At 62.8% G+C, this 17,731-nt stretch carries 16 protein-coding genes and 1 pseudogene; 12 read left to right on the top strand and 5 right to left on the bottom strand.

Translation table 11 applies throughout. The features are described from left to right. The first annotated feature begins 124 nt into the window (after positions 1–124). A complete protein-coding gene (locus L2Y97_RS22370) occupies positions 125–247 on the top strand; it encodes a hypothetical protein (protein WP_256452044.1) in 123 nt (40 codons plus the stop codon). Between the two features lie 46 nt (positions 248–293). On the opposite strand, the gene L2Y97_RS12160 is transcribed toward L2Y97_RS22370, so the two are convergent. Next, on the bottom strand, positions 294–1,259 hold the full coding sequence (locus L2Y97_RS12160) for an MASE1 domain-containing protein (protein ID WP_247426756.1): 966 nt from the start codon (positions 1,257–1,259) through the stop codon (positions 294–296). Positions 1,260–1,494: 235 nt separating this feature from the next. On the opposite strand from L2Y97_RS12160, the pseudogene L2Y97_RS12155 reads away from it, so the two are divergent. Both L2Y97_RS12155 and L2Y97_RS12150 read left to right on the top strand, forming a co-directional pair. Next, positions 1,495–1,866, top strand: a pseudogene (locus tag L2Y97_RS12155) (GFA family protein); the annotation flags it as partial. A gap of 200 nt (positions 1,867–2,066) precedes the next feature. Beyond that, positions 2,067–3,890, top strand: coding sequence for an esterase/lipase family protein (locus L2Y97_RS12150; RefSeq protein ID WP_247426755.1), 1,824 nt, complete (start codon positions 2,067–2,069; stop codon positions 3,888–3,890). Positions 3,891–3,923: 33 nt separating this feature from the next. Here L2Y97_RS12150 and L2Y97_RS12145 read toward each other — a convergent pair whose 3' ends face one another. Further along, entirely contained in the window at positions 3,924–4,643 is a 720-nt protein-coding gene (locus tag L2Y97_RS12145) for a hypothetical protein (RefSeq protein WP_247426753.1), read from the bottom strand. A 382-nt stretch (positions 4,644–5,025) separates the two neighbouring features. Next, positions 5,026–8,085 (bottom strand): TonB-dependent receptor, encoded by a 3,060-nt coding sequence (locus L2Y97_RS12140; protein ID WP_247426751.1) that lies wholly within the window; start codon positions 8,083–8,085, stop codon positions 5,026–5,028. 346 nt (positions 8,086–8,431) lie between these two features. Here L2Y97_RS12140 and L2Y97_RS12135 point away from each other — a divergent pair, with 346 nt between their 5' ends. From L2Y97_RS12135 to L2Y97_RS12115, 5 genes are all read left to right on the top strand, one after another. Beyond that, positions 8,432–9,004 carry a cytochrome b gene (locus L2Y97_RS12135; RefSeq protein ID WP_247426750.1) on the top strand — a complete coding sequence of 191 codons (573 nt, stop codon included), beginning with the start codon at positions 8,432–8,434 and terminating at the stop codon, positions 9,002–9,004. 19 nt (positions 9,005–9,023) lie between these two features. Beyond that, a complete protein-coding gene (locus L2Y97_RS12130) occupies positions 9,024–9,578 on the top strand; it encodes a sigma-70 family RNA polymerase sigma factor (RefSeq protein WP_247426748.1) in 555 nt (184 codons plus the stop codon). Further along, the gene (locus L2Y97_RS12125) at positions 9,568–10,338 is read left to right on the top strand and encodes an anti-sigma factor family protein (RefSeq protein ID WP_247426745.1); all 771 of its coding nucleotides are present in this window, start codon (positions 9,568–9,570) and stop codon (positions 10,336–10,338) included. The genes L2Y97_RS12130 and L2Y97_RS12125 overlap by 11 nt, the downstream gene beginning before the upstream one ends. Positions 10,339–10,502: 164 nt before the next feature. After that, positions 10,503–11,585, top strand: coding sequence for a DUF5700 domain-containing putative Zn-dependent protease (locus L2Y97_RS12120; RefSeq protein WP_247426743.1), 1,083 nt, complete (start codon positions 10,503–10,505; stop codon positions 11,583–11,585). Between the two features lie 218 nt (positions 11,586–11,803). Then, complete coding sequence (locus L2Y97_RS12115; RefSeq protein ID WP_247426740.1) at positions 11,804–12,205, top strand: PAS domain-containing protein; 402 nt, start codon at positions 11,804–11,806, stop codon at positions 12,203–12,205. Here the strand turns inward: L2Y97_RS12115 and L2Y97_RS12110 are convergent. Continuing rightward, positions 12,202–12,717 (bottom strand): lipocalin-like domain-containing protein, encoded by a 516-nt coding sequence (locus L2Y97_RS12110; protein ID WP_247426738.1) that lies wholly within the window; start codon positions 12,715–12,717, stop codon positions 12,202–12,204. The two genes, L2Y97_RS12115 and L2Y97_RS12110, sit on opposite strands and share 4 nt — an antisense overlap. Positions 12,718–12,848: 131 nt before the next feature. Here L2Y97_RS12110 and L2Y97_RS12105 point away from each other — a divergent pair, with 131 nt between their 5' ends. Continuing rightward, on the top strand, positions 12,849–13,769 hold the full coding sequence (locus L2Y97_RS12105) for a LysR family transcriptional regulator (protein ID WP_247426735.1): 921 nt from the start codon (positions 12,849–12,851) through the stop codon (positions 13,767–13,769). A gap of 43 nt (positions 13,770–13,812) precedes the next feature. Here the strand turns inward: L2Y97_RS12105 and L2Y97_RS12100 are convergent, their stop codons facing one another. Further along, positions 13,813–15,726, bottom strand: coding sequence for a glycoside hydrolase family 76 protein (locus L2Y97_RS12100; protein ID WP_247426733.1), 1,914 nt, complete (start codon positions 15,724–15,726; stop codon positions 13,813–13,815). A gap of 242 nt (positions 15,727–15,968) precedes the next feature. On the opposite strand from L2Y97_RS12100, the gene L2Y97_RS12095 reads away from it, so the two are divergent. From L2Y97_RS12095 to L2Y97_RS12085, 3 genes are all read left to right on the top strand, one after another. Further along, complete coding sequence (locus L2Y97_RS12095; RefSeq protein ID WP_247426730.1) at positions 15,969–16,835, top strand: AraC family transcriptional regulator; 867 nt, start codon at positions 15,969–15,971, stop codon at positions 16,833–16,835. A gap of 54 nt (positions 16,836–16,889) precedes the next feature. After that, entirely contained in the window at positions 16,890–17,297 is a 408-nt protein-coding gene (locus tag L2Y97_RS12090; RefSeq protein WP_247426727.1) for a DUF2000 domain-containing protein, read from the top strand. Between the two features lie 155 nt (positions 17,298–17,452). After that, positions 17,453–17,638: a hypothetical protein gene (locus L2Y97_RS12085; protein ID WP_247426724.1), complete on the top strand. Its 186-nt coding sequence runs from the start codon at positions 17,453–17,455 to the stop codon at positions 17,636–17,638. Positions 17,639–17,731 lie beyond the last annotated feature (93 nt).

The following is a 17,731-nucleotide window of genomic DNA, read 5'->3' as shown; positions in this document are numbered from 1 at the left end:
CGGCCCCAAAGGCCCCGTCGGGGCTCGCACTGCACATCTCCGGCCAGTTCGCCTGCGGTACAGGTGGGGCGGGCAGGTGCTCGGCTACGCTAAAGACTCCATCCAACGAAAGAGGGAGTGCGCCATGCGTTCGATCACCAAGTGCCTCGTTATGGGTTTCCTCGTCCTGGCTTCCACCGGTACGGCCGCCGTCCATTCACTGGACCTGCCATGCAACCCGCTGGTCTGCTCCGTCAAGGGCCCCTGATCCAGCCTGGCCACCGGGGGCGGCGTTGCGTCGCCCCCGGTGTGCGTTACAGGCGCTGGGCGGACGCCGCGGCGCGTGCCGCGGGTACCCGGTAGCCCACGAGCAGGGATCCGGAGATCACCAGGGCCAGGACGGCTTCCACGCGAATGGTGCTTGCTTCGGCAAGCAGCCCGGGGGAGGTCACGGCCGCATCCACGGCCAACGCAACACTGGCGGCCATGCCGCCGATGGCGGTGCCATGCCAGCCATGCCGCACGGCCATGGCCAGTACGGGCAGAAGTAACGCCAGGCGGGCGGCCTGGCGCACGAAATCGTCGTGCGTCTCCAGACTGACCCACAAGAGGGCGGCAAGGGTGGGGAGTAACCACGCCACGACGTCCTTGAATAGCGGGCTGCGCACGATACCCGCCACCGTGAGCGGCTGGCCGCGCAGACTCCGGAAGCGCTCATGCAACGCCAGGATAGTCGGAGTGAGGGTGAGCGCCCCAAGGTACGCGCCGAGCGAATAAGCGAGGAAATAGCCCATGGGCCCGGTGGCCGGATCAGGCCAGGCACCGGTGGGCGTCTGCAGGATGGCGGCCAGGGCGGTGAGCAGGGTGGCGATCGCGGTGATAACGGCCGTGACCAGGGCGGCTGCCAGGATCAACGGCAGGCGCACGCCGCCCCGCTCGTCATACGCAGACCAACGCCGCCGCATGGGCTTAAGCGCGGCCATCCACAGGACCACCATGGGCACGGATGCCGATATAGCCCAGGGCAGGCCCATGTCGTGCGCGTTCGCTACGGAATCTTCCAGTAGCGGGAGGCCCTCGCCGAGCGCGAGCGCCGGCCAGTAACGGATGGGCAGCAGGAGGAGTGCGGCCAGGCGCAGGCCGGACGTGAGCATCCACTGGGGGAAGGAAAGGTGGCGCGCGATCTCGTATACCGCGCCGTAAGCGGCGGCAATTGCGAGGTGCTGGCCCCATTGCCAGGGCGTGTTTCGGGCTCCGAGCCCGCCTGTGCGTCCTTTCATCACCGTTGCCAACTCCTAGCCGTGTAGTCGTGGTCCGATGGCGCGAAGGATGCCACGTTTTCGGGCGGCTGGCAGGTGGGGAAAGTTCTTAGGAACGACCCGGGTCATATCGCAAGAACGGGCCGGTGATGGAGGCGGCTTTCACCGGCCATTCGGGGGAGTTTTTGTAGGGCTGGGCTTCTGTCTCGGGGTGGGCCGCTATACTTGCCGGATCAAAGCCGCCTGAGTCCCCGCCATGCTGCCCGATATCACCGAATCCAAAGGCGCGTGCCATTGCGGCGCCGTGCGTTTCACGGTCCGGCTAAGCGATGGGTTGCGTACGGCGCGCCGCTGCAATTGTTCCTTCTGCCGGATGCGCGGTGCCATCGCGGTTTCCGCTGAGCTGGATGGCATCACGATCGAGCAGGGTGAGGACGCCCTCAGCGTGTACCAGTTCAATACCAGCACGGCAAAGCATTACTTCTGCTCGACGTGTGGCATTTATACGTTTCATCAGCGCCGGTCGAACAATGCGCAGTACGGCATCAATGTCGCCTGCCTTGAAGGGATCAGTCCGTTCGATTTCGACGAAGTGCCCGTGCTGGATGGGATAAACCATCCAGCGGACACGGGCCGCCAGGCGGGCGAGACTGCCGGCTACCTGCGTTACACGGCAGTCACTCCCGAGGCGCCTGCCGTGCCGATGATACGCCGGGCCCGCCTGAAGTCCGGGCAATAGGGCGCGGCGTGCGGCACGGGCGTTTGCGCGAGCGGGCACCAGCCCTTTTTTTCGTTTCGTTGCTGGTCGCGTTGATTCAGGGCTGCGCCATGGTCACCGTGGGCAATGTTTCCCCGCGCGAGTACATCGCCCAGCGCCGTGGCGATATTCTCTCCGGCCGGCACCTGAGCGGCCAGACGGCGGAAACCCTGGCCATGGCCGGTCTTGATGACGAACCGTGTGAGCGTGCACCCCTCCCGTGCATCAGTGCGCTAACGGCTGTTAGCCCGATGGCGGAAGAGCGTCGGCAATCGGCTATCGCCGAACTGTGGGTGGCCCGGGCCACCGGCAACGCCTTGGGCGCCGGCCCGCAAGCTGAGCAAGCGCGTGTCGAGGCCTACCTTGAGGTGGCGCGCCACGCCTACGCGTACCTCTTCTTCACGGAGCGGAATGCGTCGGAACGCGCATTCGAGGATCGGCAGACCCAGGTGCGCGATTACTACAACTACGCGGTCCAGCAGTTTGCCGTGGCGCTGGGACATCGCGCCCACGAGCGGCCGGGGGTGGGCCTGGCCACGGAGGTTGGGCAGACCCATGTAGCCGTCGACCTGCACTCATTGTCGTGGGCAAACGAACGGCCGCGCGAAGTCGTGGCGGCCTCGGGCCTGCGCTTTCAGGGCATTCGCAGCACCTATCGGCGCGACGGCCTGGGTGCGGAACTCGTAGTGGATCTCAGACCTGAGGCGGGTGGGGTGCCTGACAAGGCCTATCAGGCCATGCCGACACCTTCCGCCACCGCATTCCTCCGCTTCGCTGACGATAACCTGGATGCAGTGCTCTCGTCGCACAGTGCTGTGCTGGAGGGCCACGACCCTTTTCAGGATGCAACGGTATCGGTGGGCGAAACGACCGTGCCCCTCGCGGGCAACTTTACGGCGGGCTACGGGCTTTGGCTGGCGCGCTCCGGCTTCGCCACCCAATCGCTCGCCACGCTCTTCGGGCGTGCTGGCGGCGTCAACGAGCCACGCATCTATTTGATGCAGCCGTACGACCCGAATCGCAGGGTTATCCTGCTCCTGCATGGCCTGGCTTCCAGCCCCGAGGCGTGGGTGAATGTCGCCAACGATATCCTCGGTGATGAGCGCCTGCGCCGGCACTTCCAGGTGTGGCAGGTGTACTACCCCACCAACATGCCGATTGCCTTGAATAACCGTGCGATTCGCGATGTATTCGCCCGAACGCTCGCTCACTTCGATCCCACGGGGCATGCCGTTGCCTCGCAGGATATGGTGATCATTGGCCACAGCATGGGCGGCATCCTGGCGCGGCTGATGGTCTCTTCTTCAGGCGACATGATCTGGGATGACGTGGCGCAGGGCAGTGCACGCAGGCGCGCTTTTCTATCGCGCCGCGCCAAGGATGTAAGTCCTTATTTGCGCTTCGACGCGTTACCGAACTTTGATGAGGCCATTTTCATTGCGGCGCCTCATCGCGGTACAGACTTCGCCACGAACCGGCTGGCACGGCTTGTGTCCAACCTCATCCGTCTGCCTGCCGCGGTGGTTACCCAGTTCGGAGGAATCCTGGCCGATCTGGCAGGGGATGATGGGGAGGCGCAGGGTCACAAGGTTGCGCTGGTTCCCAACAGCATCGACAACTTGCGCGCAGATGATCCGTTCATCCGCGCGGCCGCCAACCTGCCGATCGATTCGAAGGTTCGTTATCACTCGATTATCGCCAGGCGTAGTCCCGACGGGCCGCTGGAGGAAACGAACGACGGCCTGGTGCCTTACTGGAGTTCGCACCTTGCGGGTGCCGCGAGCGAAAAAGTGATCGTGTCCGGCCATAGCGTGCAGGAGACACCGCAAGCCGTGCTTGAGGTACGCCGCATCCTGACGGAGAGCCTGGACCAGGCCGGTGAAAGCGCCCCGTAGGTGGCATGAATCGGCGCCCTCATGGCTGATGGCTCACTCGCCACGAATGGCCTTAATGGCGTCGGCGGAGAGCGGGTGACCCGATGCGCGCAGAAGCACTTCCGTGAACGCAAGGACGCCAGCGAGAAGGATTGACACGAACGCACCGGCGGCGAGCAGGAGCTGGATTTTCGTGGGATGCCGCTCAAGGAGCTGGATCACGTTGTCGAATTTCAAATTCATGGACTCGAATTTCGAATCGAACTTCACATCCATGGCTTCGAGCTTCGAATCGAATGTCGTTTTCATAACATCGAGCTTCGAATCGAACGTAGCTCCCAGGGTATCGATCTTTGCATCGATACCGCAGAACCTCAATTCGAACGTCGTGTTCATCACGCCGATCTTCGAATCGTACGTCGCGCCCAGGGCATCGAACTTTGCATCGATACCGCAAAACTTCGATTCGAACGTCGTTTTCATCACATCGAGTTTCGATTCGAATCTCGAGCTCATGGCATCGAACTTCGAATGGGACGCTGCGTTCATGGCATCGAACTTCGCATCGATAGCCACGAGTCTTGCATCCATACAGGTGGATCTTACATCGATAAGCTCCCGAACCTGCGCGAATTCGGACGTCACGAGGCGCTCGAAGCCTTCCATTCGTGCATCCATGACCTCTTTCAGGTTGTCGACCGTCGCATCCACAATGGCCAAGCCTTGCCGGACCTCGGAGAGGCCGGTTTCTACATCAATGAGTCGGGTTTCCATGGTGCGATGATCAGGTGGTGCATCGTGCAGGGCAACACCGGGCGCGATGGGATGGCGCCGGGCCGGGGTGGTGCTCTCTTTGGATGTGGCAATCATCGCTTCGGTTTCTCCATGCGTAGCGCGGTGTATGCATGCTAAGTCGCACATGTCAGGGAGGTGCCCGCGTCGGCGTGTAGGGTTTTTCCGAATCTGATCGTTGGCGGCCTACCGGGCACCGCTCAACGTCGTCGCGCACGAAAAATCGCAGTTTCTCGACGCCAACAAAAAAACGCCGCCAGAATCCTGGCGGCGAGGGGAGGTTTGCTTGCCCCTGTCCAAGGGGAAATTGTTCTGGAGTTCGGTCCGGCGCCCAGGCTAGGGCGCCGGCCGGGACACGTCGCTATCAGAAGTCGTACGTCGCCGTGAGGCGTGCGTAACGCGGCTGCTGGTAGAACTGGCCGAGGTCGTAGTTGTTCAGCACGGTCTGCGGCGTATCGGATTCATACGTCGAGAAGCTATTGAGCGGCTTGCGCTCATTGCTCACGTTGAACACCTGCAAGCCAAACGAGGCCTTGCCGTCGAAGAACGCCGGGCGGTACGTGACCGCGAGGTCGAGCTGCTTGAACCACGGATTGCGCTTGACGCCCGGGGGCGACGGCTGGCCGTTGCAGTTGTGGTACGACGAGCCGTAACCGATCGGATCCGGATCGGCCAGGGCATCTTCATAGCCCAGGCATTCCTTCGGCGAGCCGGAGGCCAGGCGCAGGTTGCCGGACACCATCCACTCATCGGTGAGCGAATAGGACCCGTAAGCCTTCAGCTGGTGAGTGCGGTCATTCGACAGCAGGCCATTCGCGGAACGCATCAGCTCAGCCGAATCCCAGTCCTGCGTCTTCGAGATATCGGTCTGGCCGATATCCGACTTGGTCTGGCCTTCGGTGTTGCCGTACGAGCGCGAGAAGGTGTAGTCGATGCGGCCCTGCCATTTGCCGTCGTACGGATGGTCAAGGTACAGGTCGAGGGCGTAATAAGCGCGCTTGGCCTTCTGCGAGAAGCCCCAGTCCTCCTGGTTCATCTTCACTTCGGTGCGGCCGCTGCCATCGAGGTTGGCGAGGCTGAACGTGTTCGTCGAGCCCGGGTTGAAGATAACGCAGCCCGGGATGTTGACCGAATCGGGGTCCAGGCCTTCGCGGGCCATCTTGTCGGCAATCTTGCCCGTGTCGCAGACGTCATCGATGGCGGTGCGGAGCTTGCGCACCGTGACCTTGGCGCCCGTGACCCATGCCGAGCCGAGCTGCTTGTCGAAGCCGAAGATGGCTTCGTCCTGGTACTGGCTCTTCAGGTCGCGCGCGGCAACTGCCTGCGCATCGACCGGCTGGCCGTACTCGCCATCGGGCGAGGCCGGGCCGTTGGCGCTCAGCGAGGTCAGGCCGGTCGGGCGGCCGTACTGGTCGATGCCGGTGTAGTTGAAGTACTCGTAGGTGAGCGTGGAGGGCGATGCGCCACGCACGGCCACGTTGTTCGGCAGCGCGAGGTAGTAGCGACCCAGGTTGCCGTAGATCTTCAGGCTGGAATCGCCGAACACGTCCCACGTGGCGCCGAGGCGCGGAGCCCACTGCGCCTGGTTGTTCACGTAGGGCTTGTTCTTGTCGTTGAAGTTCTTGAAGCCGTCGTTACGGATACCGATGCTGACCAGCACCTTGTCCGTGACCTGCCAGCGGTCTTCCAGGTACTGGGCGCGCTGGTCTAGCGACATATTGGTGACCGACGAGAAAATGCGCTGGCTGACGTAGTAGCCATCGCCGCCCGGTGCACCCGCACCCAGCGCGCCGCTGATCGGAGTGTCCGGGTTGGCGGAGTGGCCGTACTGCCAGTAATACCCAGGGCCGCTCGTGGCGATACCTTCGTTGAGCCCGCGGTAGTGCATGTTGTCGATACCACCCGCCAGGTGGTGGTCGCCGACCTGCCAGTCGAGATCGATGCGGAGACCGTGGGTACGGCTGCCCGCGCCCGGATCCTGCGTCTGGTTGGACGGGTTCAGGTTGGTGATCGGGTTGCCGCCGTTGAGTGCCGGGTTCTGGTTTTCCGGGAAGTTGATGTACGGCTGGCTATCGATGTTCGGTGTCGGGTTGGCCAGGTAATCGTCCGTCCAGCCCTTGGCATAGGTTGCCGACAGGGTCAGGTCATCAGTGATATACGAGGTGTACTTTGCGATCGCGAACTTCGAGGTGATCTTCGAGGTATTGGCATCGGCACCGGTCAGGCCGGTATGCGAGCGGGTGTCATAGTCGTAGCCGGTGTAAACGCCACGCTGCTCATCGGTCGAATGGATGCCGGTGAGCTCGAGGATGTTGGAATCGTTGATGTTCCAGTCGAGCTTGGCGTAGTACTTCGGAAGGTTGTACGTGTAGTGGTTCGTTGCCACCGGGTTCGCTTCAACCGACGAGGTGCTGTCGCCTTCGGACTTTTCCGCTTCCGCGGCGACGAAGAAGAACAGCTTGTCCTTGATCAGCGGGCCGCCGACATACGCGCTGTAGGTCGTCGTCCACTTGGTGTTGTCCTTGTAGTCACGGTACGGCGTGCCGACCTTGCTCTCATCCTGGTAGCCATAGCCCGGCGGGAGTGCGCGGGTGCCGTAGTACTCGGTGCCCAGTGAGGAGGCAGCGAAACGCGGCTCCCAGAGCACCTGCGCACCGAAGTGCCATTCGTTGGTACCGCGCTTGCCGACCTGCGAAATCACGCCGCCGTCGGAGCGGCCGTACTTCGCCGAATAACCGCCGGTATAGACTTCCTGCTGGTCGATGGCGCCGTAGGGCAGGCCAACGCCGCCGAGCGCCTTGTACGGGTCGGTCGTGTTGTAGCCATTGATGTAGTAGGCGTTCTCAGAAGCGCCCGAACCACCGAACGAGACGGTGCGGTAGCGGCCGTTGCCCAGCGTGCTGGAGCCCGGCACGGCGCCCGGCGCAAGGAGCGCGATGGCTTCGGCGTTACGGCCCAGCGGCAGGCGGGCGAGGGTTTCGGAGGTGACGACCGTGCGCGAGTCGACCTGCGAGGTATCGATCGGCGGGAGCGCGTTGGCGGAGACGGTAACCGACTCCAGGGCCTGCGCGTTGGCGGCGGTCGCCGCGGCGGTGAACGACACATCCGTGCTGCCGCCGACCTTGATGCTGACGTTTTTGCGCGAATCAACGACGGCACCGTTGTTCTTCGCATTCACCGTGTAGGCGCCGAGCGGCAGGTTGCTGATGGTGTAGCGACCCTGCGCATCAACCGGTACTTCACGGCTGAAGCCGGTGCTGCCGGTGACCTGCACCGTCGTGACGCTGCCTGGCTGGACCGTACCAGCGATCGCGCCCGTGGTGGCCTGGGCGTGTACGCCCCCCGTAAGTCCCAGGCCTGCCGCGAGGGCGAGCGCCAGCGTAGACCGACGCAGCATCTGCGCCTGTGCTTGGTTGCGTGACATTAAATTTGTCTCCCCAGATGGCCTTGCGGCCGCTATATGCGGGCAAAAGAGCCCGCACAAATTTGCACAACCCGTGCGTATGACCTTGCGGTCGATATCGCACGTAAAAGCAGCGCTACCCGTCGCTACCTTTCATCGAAGTTAAGATTGCGTACGTAATCGTGTCTATCAGGTTTTTTCCTATATGAAGCACCTATAGACACCGCAAGTATTTGCGATTTCACGTAAAGTAATGATGTGCATCATGTAATTTCCTCGGGCGAGCTCTTGCGGGAATAAAAATAGTCTCCGAAAGATCTTGGAATTCGTCGGAACCGTTCCGGTACCGCGAACCGAGGCCCCAGCCATGTCCATGCCAGCCCAGGCGCTACACACCGTCTCCACCCCGCAACCCGCGTCGTACACCAAGGTCGCCATCGCCATGCACTGGTCGATCGCGATCCTGATCTTCCTCAATGTCGCCCTTGGTTTCTTCATGGAAACCTTCCCGAAGAAGGCCCCCGGCCACGACGAGGTGCTCTTCTACCACGCGTCGTTTGGCACCCTGATCTTCCTGCTGGCCGTGTTCCGCCTGTTCTGGCGCAGCACCCACAAGCCACCCGCGCTACCCACCACCATCCCGGCGTGGCAGCGGGGCGTTGCCCACGGCCTGCATTGGGTGCTTTATTCCCTGATGCTGCTGGTACCGCTCACGGGTTACCTGCACCGAATGGCCGGCGGCCACCCGGTCAGCTTCTTCGGGATGGGCAACCTTCCTGTGCTGATCGGCAAGGACGAACCGCTGCGCCTGCTCACCGATACCCTGCACGTCTCGCTGGTCTGGGTTCTGTGTATCCTCGTGGTCGGGCATATCGGTGCCGCGCTGAAGCACCGGTTCTTCGACAGGGATAGCGTGATCCAGCGTATGTTGCGGGTATGACCGGTAACCAGCCGCCGACATGATTTCGACCCCTAGCCGAACCGTTGTCGATGAACTGGCCCTGCGCCATCTGGATGCTGCCTACAACCTGGGTCGGTGGCTGCTGGGCAGCGAGCAGGATGCCGCGGACGCGGTGCATGATGCCTACCTGCGTGCTGCCCGCGCCTGCGATACCTATGCCGGTGGCAATGCGCGGGCGTGGTGGCTGGCGATCGTGCGCAACTGTTGCCTTGCGCGGCTGGCCGTGCGCAGCAAGGACACGAGGAACGTGGCCATCGACGGAGATCCCGCGGCCGCCGAGCGCTGGTTGCCGCACACCGGTGCCGACGATATCGAGGAGCGCCTCGACAGCTCCAGGCGCACGCAGCAGATCGATGTGCAGCTGCAGAGGTTGCCAGTGGTTTACCGGGAGGTCCTTATCCTGCGCGAGATCGAAGAACTCTCCTATCGGGAGATCGCCGACGTGTTGGAAACGCCGATGGGAACTGTCATGTCGCGCCTGGCCCGAGGCCGTGCGCTTTTGCAGAAGGCACTGACTGAGGATGGCACCACGGGAGCCCCGCATGGACTGTAAGACTGCCAGCGACCTGCTGCCCTTGTACTTCGACGGTGAACTCGACCGGGCGACCAGTCGCGAGTTCGAGGCGCACCTGGACGAGTGCGCGAGTTGTCAGGCCGCGTTGATCGAACTCGATGCGCTACGCCAGTCGCTGCGACACGAGGCGGCCCGGTACAAGGCACCGCAAGCGCTCCGTACGCGGATCGAGCGCGCGGCCGCGGCTCCCGTCGCCGCGCGCGCTTTGCAGAATCGAGTGCGCTGGTTAGCCCTTGCTGCTTCCTGGGTGCTGGCCTTTGTTGCAGGCGGCTTCACTCTCGAGGCCTGGAACCACGGCTCGGCGTCCGTAAGCGAGGAATCACAACTGACCCGTGACCTGTTCGCCAGCCACTGGCGTGCGCTCGCCGCAGCGGCACCCATCGATGTGGTATCCACTGATCAGCACACGGTAAAGCCGTGGTTTGCCGGGAGGATCGCCGTGTCGCCCACGGTGCGTGACTATGCTGATCAGGGGTACGCCCTGATTGGCGGACGCATCGACTACGTGGGGTCCGAGCGTGTTCCCGTGTTGGTTTACCGGCATGGAAAGCACCTGATCGATGTGTTCGTGTTGCCGCCGGCGGTCGTTCCCGCGGGAACCGCGCCCGTTCGGCAGCAGGGCTACGTGCTGGAACGCGCATCGATGGGTGGGCAGGCCGTCGCCATGGTTTCGGATATGGATGAGACGGAACTGACCCGGTTCCGGGATCTCGTGGACGCGTCTTCGCGCGGCGAATAGGTGCGCCAGCAGGCGAAGCTGCGAGCGCAATTCGCCAAGCCACCATGACCTGCACGACGATAGCGTGAACGGGCGCGATCTGGTGCGTGGCGTGCAACCGCATGAGGCTGGCATGCATCTATTGCGGGCGCTGCGCACATCCTTCCCTGACTCCAGGACCGTTCATGACTCTCGACGTTCGGCATATCGCCGTGTTGCTTTGCTTTCTCCTTTCGTTTCAGGCATCGGCCACCGTCGATGTGGTTATCGATACGCATGCGGCGCATGCCGTGCTCGATGCCTTGCAGAATCCCAATCTCTCCCTGGCCGATGCAAAGCGCATTGCGCAACTTCCTGCGAACCAGGGGCCGATCAGGAAGCTTCGGGAATTCAAGATCGATGTGACCGAAGACGACCTGGCGCATGCGTTGTTCGCCACCGCGCATGGCCAGCCGGTAACAAAAAAAGAAGAGGCGGCGTTCCTGCTGGATTGGATGAAGCCCAAGATTGCGGGTGCGAACGCGTTACTGGCGAAGATCGATGCGGATCCAGCGGGGTTCCAGGGTGCGATTCGCAAGCGCATTGACGCGTACACGCCGCCCGGCACCACGGTGACACTGAAGGGATATGTCGTGGCCGTGGGAGACGGCGGCGGCTATGCCTTTGGCGACACCGATTTTTACCTGAACCTGGTGATGACCGACGACTTCGCCATGGCCCGCAGTGTGACTACTCACGAGATGTACCACGCCGTGCAGGGCGTGTTTACGGCATCGCGCATACCCAAGGGCCAGGACGAGGATGCGTCGACGGCGTGCCGTGCCGTGCGTAGGTTATTCGACGATGTGTACCGTGAGGGCACCGCGGTGGAAGTGGCCGATGTATCGCTCATGGCCCAGTTCAAGTCGGCGAACAGCCTGCGCCAGAAGACGGATATGGACGATGGTGCCCGGCATATGGCCATGAGTGCGGCGTTATTGGAGATGTCGGTCGTCGCGCTGGAGGCGAAGCCTGCCGTCGCCTACGACGACGTGTATGACGTTGGTTTCTTTGGTCACGCTGTGCTCTACAACATCAGCTATGCCATGGCGCGCGCTATCGCACAGGCGGATGGGCCGGCCGGGCTGGCATCGTTCCTGAACCGCCCGGCGTATGCCTTTATCCAACGCTACACCGAGCTTCCCTCCTATGGCAGCGATGACCAGCATCCCCGCCTGGGTGCTCACACGCTCGCGGCGTTGCGAATGGAATCCGCGGGTTGCCCTTGATGAGCCGGGCAGGGATGACCTCCTGTGAGGTTGTCCCTTTCGCCCGCCTGAATCGGCTGTCATTCGTTCCTGGCACGGCGCTACCGCCGCCCGCGGTTGCCGAAATGGCGTCACTCGCCCGCATGAACCGGTGCCACCATCGGGGTATCACGTCACGCCATCCTGACCTTTCGCACGCTTTCATGGTCGCGAACGTGGCGATACGAGGGCGGTGGCCAATGGGTGTAAGCGGGCTGAGCGCGGATGTGGCGGAACTGGTGCGCCTGGCGGGGCCGGGCAGGGAAGGCGAGGGCATCGTCATCACCGATGCCGCCGGCGAGATGGTGTTCGCGAACGAAATGGCGACGGACATCCTGGAAACACCACGCATCGGCGCAGGCGTTGAAGACTACAGTGCGCTCCACGGCGTCTTCACCGAGGATGGCCGCCCGTATCCTTCCACCGATCTTCCCCTCGCCCGGGCAGTGCTCAAGCAGAAGACCACGCGCGATGAGCGCCTGGTGATCAAGCGCTGTGACGGCGTGCGCCACCTCTTGAGCGTTTCCGCACGGCCGCTGTTCGATGCTGATCGCAGGCAGGTGGGCTCGGTGGTGTTCTTCAGCGTCATTGCTCCTGATTAACTCTTCCGCCTCCAGACAACTTCCCCATGCGCCCCTTCCGCCGCCCCACTCGAAGGCTTAGCCACCGTATACGTCAGCTCATCGTCCTTGAGTGTGTAAGCGGTATCACCACCCTTGCCATCCCAGTTCGGAAATGACGCCCGCACAATCTGGCTGTGCATGGTGTGCCGATCCGCGCTCACATGGCCGAAGTGCGCATTGCTGTCCATCGACGCGGCCTTGTATTCCGCCGGCGTGCCTTTGGATTTGTCGTTCACCGCGAACGGCATCCGCTTTGCGCGGACGATCTGCATCATGTAGTCGCCCTGGGCGTCGATGAGCCACATCCCTTCCGGGTTCGGGCCGTACAGTTCCACCCGGTGCCCATCGGGGTAGACGTTGTCGCAACGGACCAGGGTCCAGGCGCCGATCAGTTCCTTCGGTACTGGCATGGCATCGGAGGCGGCGGCGAAGGACGGGGCGGTGGCCAGGGCGAGCAGGGTGGTCAGTAGAGAAGGGCGCAGGCGGGACATGGGGTGCTCCGTGGGTGGGGTGTCCGGATCATCCCGCTGGCGGATGAATTTGATAATGAGCCTCGATATGAATTGACCTTCAAACGTAAGTTGAAGATGATCGGGCCATTGCCCCCGTCGAGGCCCCGCCCATGAACCGCCTGAGCGACATGCAGCTCCTCGTCGATGCGGCGGACCTTGGTAGCCTGTCTTCCGCTGGCCGGCGTGCGGGGCTCTCGCCGGCGGCGGCCAGCGCCTGTGTCCAGCGCATCGAGGCTGCGCTCGGCGCACGCCTGTTTGAGCGGACGACGCGGCAGCTCCGGCTTACCGACGAAGGCCGTGCCTACATCGCATCCTGCCGCATGGCGATCGAGACCATGCGCGAGGCGGAGCAGGCCGTGCGTACGGGCGTCAATCGCATCAGCGGCACGTTGCGTGTTTCGACGCCGTCGGATCTGGGCCGCAATGTCATTGTCCACATTCTCGATCGCTTCATGGCCCAGCACCCCGATGTGCGCATCGTGCTGACCCTGTCCGATTCGCTCTCGCGCTTCGTGCCCGATGATGTCGATGTCGCCATTCGCGTCGGTCCGCTGGAGGACACCGATCTCGTCGCCCGCCATCTGGCCGGTAGTTGGCGCGTTGTTTGCGCGTCGCCCACGTGCGTAGCGACACAGGGCATGCCAATGCATCCCGAAGACCTGGCCGACCTGCCGACGCTGGTCATCACCACCAACGCTGGCCCGCGCAACGAATGGCGTCTGGGCGACACTGTGGTGCGGGTAAGGCGTTACCACGAAAGCACCGATAGTGAAGTCATCCGCACTTGGGCGGTACTCGGCCGCGGCTTCGCCTACCGCCAGCTGTGGGCGGTTGCCAACGATGTTCGCGAAGGACGCCTGGTACTCGTTAATGCGCCGGCATGGTCGGCACCGTCGCCCATCCATGCGCTGTACCACGCCAACACCTTTCAGCCGCCGCGCGTGCGCAGCTTCGTCGATTTCCTGCAGAAGGAGATGGCGACGCTGATGCCGCCGCATGCAGCGACGGCCCTGGGCCTGCACTTCGTCTAATGCCTCCGTCCCCGTTAGGGCGAGGACGGAGGCACCCCTGTGCTTACTCGACGATATTCGCCGTCACGTGATACACGCGCCCACCCCAGCCATCGTTGGGGAAGGAGTCGGAGACCTTCAGGTAAACCGGTTTCGAACCGTCCGCACCGGTCGTGAGGTACGGCGTGAGGTCGATCGTGCGATCGGCCTTGTTCGAGCCATCGGTGATCGGCCGCGTTTCCTGCAGCACGGTCGTCCAGGTCTGGTTATCCGAGCTCACCTGCACCAGGAACTCGGCATCGATGGTCAGGGTGACCTGTGCCGAGGTGGTGTCGCTCGGGAACGGGAACCGGTACGTGAAGTGCGCATTGCCATCGGCGAAACGGTTCTGCACGCCATTGCTCTGCGAGTTGGCGGGATCGAACAGCCACGGGTTCTCATCGACAGTGCCGGTATCGAAGTTGATGCTGTGGGCGATCAACACATCAGCCTGGGTGCTGAAACGCAGGCCCGCGGCCACCAGGTTTGCCGTGACGGTGTGGTGCCCATCAGTTGCCGTACCCGGCACCTTGATCGTCAGCGGCAACGTGCTGCTCACCGGCACGGCATTGCCGTGGGGTTGCAGGCGTACCAGTGACGAACGTGGCGTGACGCTCCAGCCCGAAGGTGCTTCGACCGACGCCAGCGCGAACAACGGGAAGAAGCCCGTTGCCGAGCTGCTCAGCTGCACCGGGATCGTCGTGGTACCCGATGCCGAGGGCATCACCACCGGCTGCGCCGGCGACATGGTGGCGGCCAGCGAAGCGAGCGGGGTGAACAGCGGCACGTTGCCGACCAGGGCGCTGAGTGCGCTGGCCTGCGTGCGCCAGTCGAACACGTTGGGGTGGTCGTCGCTGGTGGCGCCCGTCCAGCGGGTACCGAGGCGGCCCGCTGCGTCGCGATCATCGTTCCAGATGCTTTCGGCCTGGTTATCGAGGAAGGCGGCGTAGCCGCGGTCATGGGTGGTATCGACCAGATCAGTCCAGTAGCGCATGAAGATGCCCTTGAACTGCTTGCCGTTGTCGTCGCAGGTCTGATCGGTGGCGTCGCAGATCTCGGTAAGGACGCCGTTCTTCACCAGTGCGTTCGGGCCGATGGCTGCATCCGCCAGCCGGCGCACGGAGGCCAGGATCTTCGGATCGCGCGTGGCACGGAACAGTTCCAGGCCGCCGCCGATCGCCAGGCCCTGGTTATACGACCACACGTTCTGGCCGTTGTTGGTGCAGGCGTTGGTCAGGCCATCATTCACCTGGCCATCTGCATTGATCATGCCGCTGTTCTGGAACCAGGTCCACGCGGTTTTGGAGCGGCCGAGCCAAAGCGTATCGCCGGGGATGCGGTTATGCAGTTCGGCGGTGAGGCGGATCCACAAGCCATTGGTAATGGCGTTCTTGTAGGTGCGCTCGCCGTCCCACCACACGCCACCACCGCAGGTGCTGGTATCCCAATAGCCGTACACGTAATTGGCGATGGTAATCGCCATGTTGAGGTACTTGGGATCGTGGGTCAGGTCGTAGGCTTGCAGCCACGTGAGGCCCCACCACTCGGAATCATCGATGGCGCGGCTGGTGAAGTTGCCCAGTAGTGGATCGCCGGAGAGTACGCCCGCGGGGAATACGCCCTTGTCCTTCTCGAAGGTGTTGTTCAACTGGCCGATGTAGCGGCGGTCACCGGTGCGCTGCATGTAATCGCCAATGGTCTGCAGTGCCACGGCCGAGTTCCACCAACTGGAGGGGAACCAGGCCTTGTCCGGGTCGTACGAACTCATCAGCACATCGGCTGCCACGCGTGCCCGCGCCATGGCAGTGGGGCCGTCACTTAACGAACTGGCCGTTTGGGCCTGCTCCGCGGCGAGGGTGGGGAAGGCGACAGCCATGGCTGTCAGGCTGGCCGCGGCCAGCAGGGATTGTGCGCGAATGCGCCATGCACCGAGCTTCATAAGTAGAAGCGCTCCTCTGGAATACCCACTGTGGGGCTTGAGGCTGCGCCTCCCCCCGCCACTCCCCGGCCAGATCGTGGGCGATGATCCGGCCTGGCAACGCGTGCGCACGAATCATTTAAACGTCTAAATTTTCCCCATTTAGATCGTGCGAATTGGCGGAGTGTCGCAGAGCCGCCGGGGCAAAATGTGAGAACCACGTCAAGGTGGAAAACAAATTCGCGCGAGGCATACTGGGTCCCATGGCTGGCAGCGCGCGCAATGTAGATAACTGGTTTCAACTTTGCCGCGATGCAGAAACCGGCATCGAAAGCGTGCAGGCGCATTTTCAGGGGCATGCCTACGATGCCCATGCGCACGACGAAGTGTTGATTGGTGTAACGCAGCACGGCGTGCAGCGCTTTCGCTGCCATCGGGCGATGCATACGAGCACACGGGGCCGCATCATCCTGATCGAACCCGGGGCGGTGCACGATGGGCACGCGCCGGAAGCGGGTGGCTTCACCTACGCGATGCTTTACATCCCGCAGCCATGGTTGCGCGATGCGCTGGAGGGGCGTTCGTCGTCGTTAGGGGCAGGGCTTCGGGCGCGATTTCGCGAAACGCTTACGGATGATGAGGGTTTGCGCAATTCGATCGTTCGTTCTTTCGCGGCGATCCATGGGCGCGAGGGCAAGCTCGCTCGCGACCTGAGTTTGAATCGGCTGGTGAACAGCCTGGCCGGGCATATGGCAATCGATGAGCCAGTCATGACGTCGCCAGCCCCGGCTTCGACATCGGTCCATTCGGCGCCCATGCGCCGGGCGCGTGATTACCTCCACGACCACATGGCCACCGATGTAAGCCTCAACGATCTGGTTGATCAATCCGGTATCGATCGCTTCCGCCTGAATCGCCATTTCACTGCGGAATTCGGCCAGTCGCCCCACGCTTATCTCGTGAACCTGCGTCTTCGCGCCGCCCGCGAACGCCTGGCGCGGGGCGAGGCACCGGCCGAGGTCGCCAGTGCCGTCGGCTTCGCCGATCAAAGCCACCTGGGCCGCTGGTTCCGGCGTGCCTTTGGCATGACGCCTGGCCACTACCAGCAGGCTTGCACAAACGTTCTATAGGGCGGGCAGGGGCGTAGCGGATGCTCACGGGCAGAAGCCTGAGCGAGATAACGCATGTTCGATACGAAAGTTGCACTGATCGTCCGCGACGATCTGGCCACCTGGCAGAAGCTCAATGTGGTGGCGTTCCTGGCGACAGGCATTGCCGCCGCCGCGCCCGAGGCGATTGGCGAGCCGTACATCGATGCAGCCGATGTACATTACGGTCGCATGCTGATCCAGCCGATGATGATCTACGGCTCAGGTGGCGATGCACTGAGGAAGGTTCGCCAGAAGGCGCTGGATCGAGAGATCACCATCGTCCCGTATGTCGATGCCATGTTCAGCACCGGCAACGATGAGGAAAATCGCCGGGTCTTCCGCGAAGAGCGTGTCGAGTCCATGAACCTTGTGGGTCTCGCAATTCGCGGGCCGCGCAATGCGGTGGATAAGGTGGTCAAGGGGCTGCTACTGCATCCCTGATGGTGTTTCGTGGGTCGAACCTGAGGCTGCCTGTCGCTACTTTGACCATGAGCACGTCGCATCGTCCTTGGCCTACGGACGTCGATGGGCGTTGACGCATTCCCTTGTCCTTGTGTGCGGGTGACAATCGCCTGAGATCCCTCAAGGAGCCGCCCATGTTCGCAAACTGGAACCGCTTGTTCGATTCGCACGTGCGCCTGTGCGATCCAGAAATGAAGGAGACGATGGACCGGATTGATCACAAGCTTCGTACGGACAAAGTCGCTGCTGAACAGTTCTTGCGGTCCGTCGGAATCCTTCCTCCGATCGGGCCGTTAGAAAAACCGATGCGCTCACGTTGATCCTGCGGTGCGCACATGTGGGACGCCCATAAGCGCCTTCCTGGTATCTCGCTAGGCTTTCACGGTTGTGACGCAGCTACAGGGGAGGCTGTG

It is taken from the genome of Luteibacter aegosomatissinici, assembly GCF_023078495.1.
GTDB classification, from domain to species: Bacteria; Pseudomonadota; Gammaproteobacteria; order Xanthomonadales; family Rhodanobacteraceae; genus Luteibacter; species Luteibacter aegosomatissinici.
The sequence above is the reverse complement of the archived record's forward strand: the minus strand, read 5'-3'. Positions and strand labels throughout refer to the sequence as shown.

Bases quoted from the DNA above. Each gene is read 5' to 3' on its own strand.
- L2Y97_RS12120 (WP_247426743.1), top strand. From the start codon at position 10,503: ATGACTCTCGACGTTCGGCATATCGCCGTGTTGCTTTGCTTTCTCCTT.
- L2Y97_RS12110 (WP_247426738.1), bottom strand. From the start codon at position 12,717: ATGTCCCGCCTGCGCCCTTCTCTACTGACCACCCTGCTCGCCCTGGCC.
- L2Y97_RS12095 (WP_247426730.1), top strand. From the start codon at position 15,969: ATGGCTGGCAGCGCGCGCAATGTAGATAACTGGTTTCAACTTTGCCGC.
- L2Y97_RS12140 (WP_247426751.1), bottom strand. From the start codon at position 8,085: ATGTCACGCAACCAAGCACAGGCGCAGATGCTGCGTCGGTCTACGCTG.
- L2Y97_RS12150 (WP_247426755.1), top strand. From the start codon at position 2,067: ATGGTCACCGTGGGCAATGTTTCCCCGCGCGAGTACATCGCCCAGCGC.
- L2Y97_RS12125 (WP_247426745.1), top strand. From the start codon at position 9,568: ATGGACTGTAAGACTGCCAGCGACCTGCTGCCCTTGTACTTCGACGGT.
- L2Y97_RS12090 (WP_247426727.1), top strand. From the start codon at position 16,890: ATGTTCGATACGAAAGTTGCACTGATCGTCCGCGACGATCTGGCCACC.
- L2Y97_RS12100 (WP_247426733.1), bottom strand. From the start codon at position 15,726: ATGAAGCTCGGTGCATGGCGCATTCGCGCACAATCCCTGCTGGCCGCG.
- L2Y97_RS12130 (WP_247426748.1), top strand. From the start codon at position 9,024: ATGATTTCGACCCCTAGCCGAACCGTTGTCGATGAACTGGCCCTGCGC.
- L2Y97_RS22370 (WP_256452044.1), top strand. From the start codon at position 125: ATGCGTTCGATCACCAAGTGCCTCGTTATGGGTTTCCTCGTCCTGGCT.
- L2Y97_RS12135 (WP_247426750.1), top strand. From the start codon at position 8,432: ATGTCCATGCCAGCCCAGGCGCTACACACCGTCTCCACCCCGCAACCC.
- L2Y97_RS12105 (WP_247426735.1), top strand. From the start codon at position 12,849: ATGAACCGCCTGAGCGACATGCAGCTCCTCGTCGATGCGGCGGACCTT.
- L2Y97_RS12145 (WP_247426753.1), bottom strand. From the start codon at position 4,643: ATGGAAACCCGACTCATTGATGTAGAAACCGGCCTCTCCGAGGTCCGG.
- L2Y97_RS12085 (WP_247426724.1), top strand. From the start codon at position 17,453: ATGTTCGCAAACTGGAACCGCTTGTTCGATTCGCACGTGCGCCTGTGC.
- L2Y97_RS12115 (WP_247426740.1), top strand. From the start codon at position 11,804: ATGGGTGTAAGCGGGCTGAGCGCGGATGTGGCGGAACTGGTGCGCCTG.
- L2Y97_RS12160 (WP_247426756.1), bottom strand. From the start codon at position 1,259: ATGAAAGGACGCACAGGCGGGCTCGGAGCCCGAAACACGCCCTGGCAA.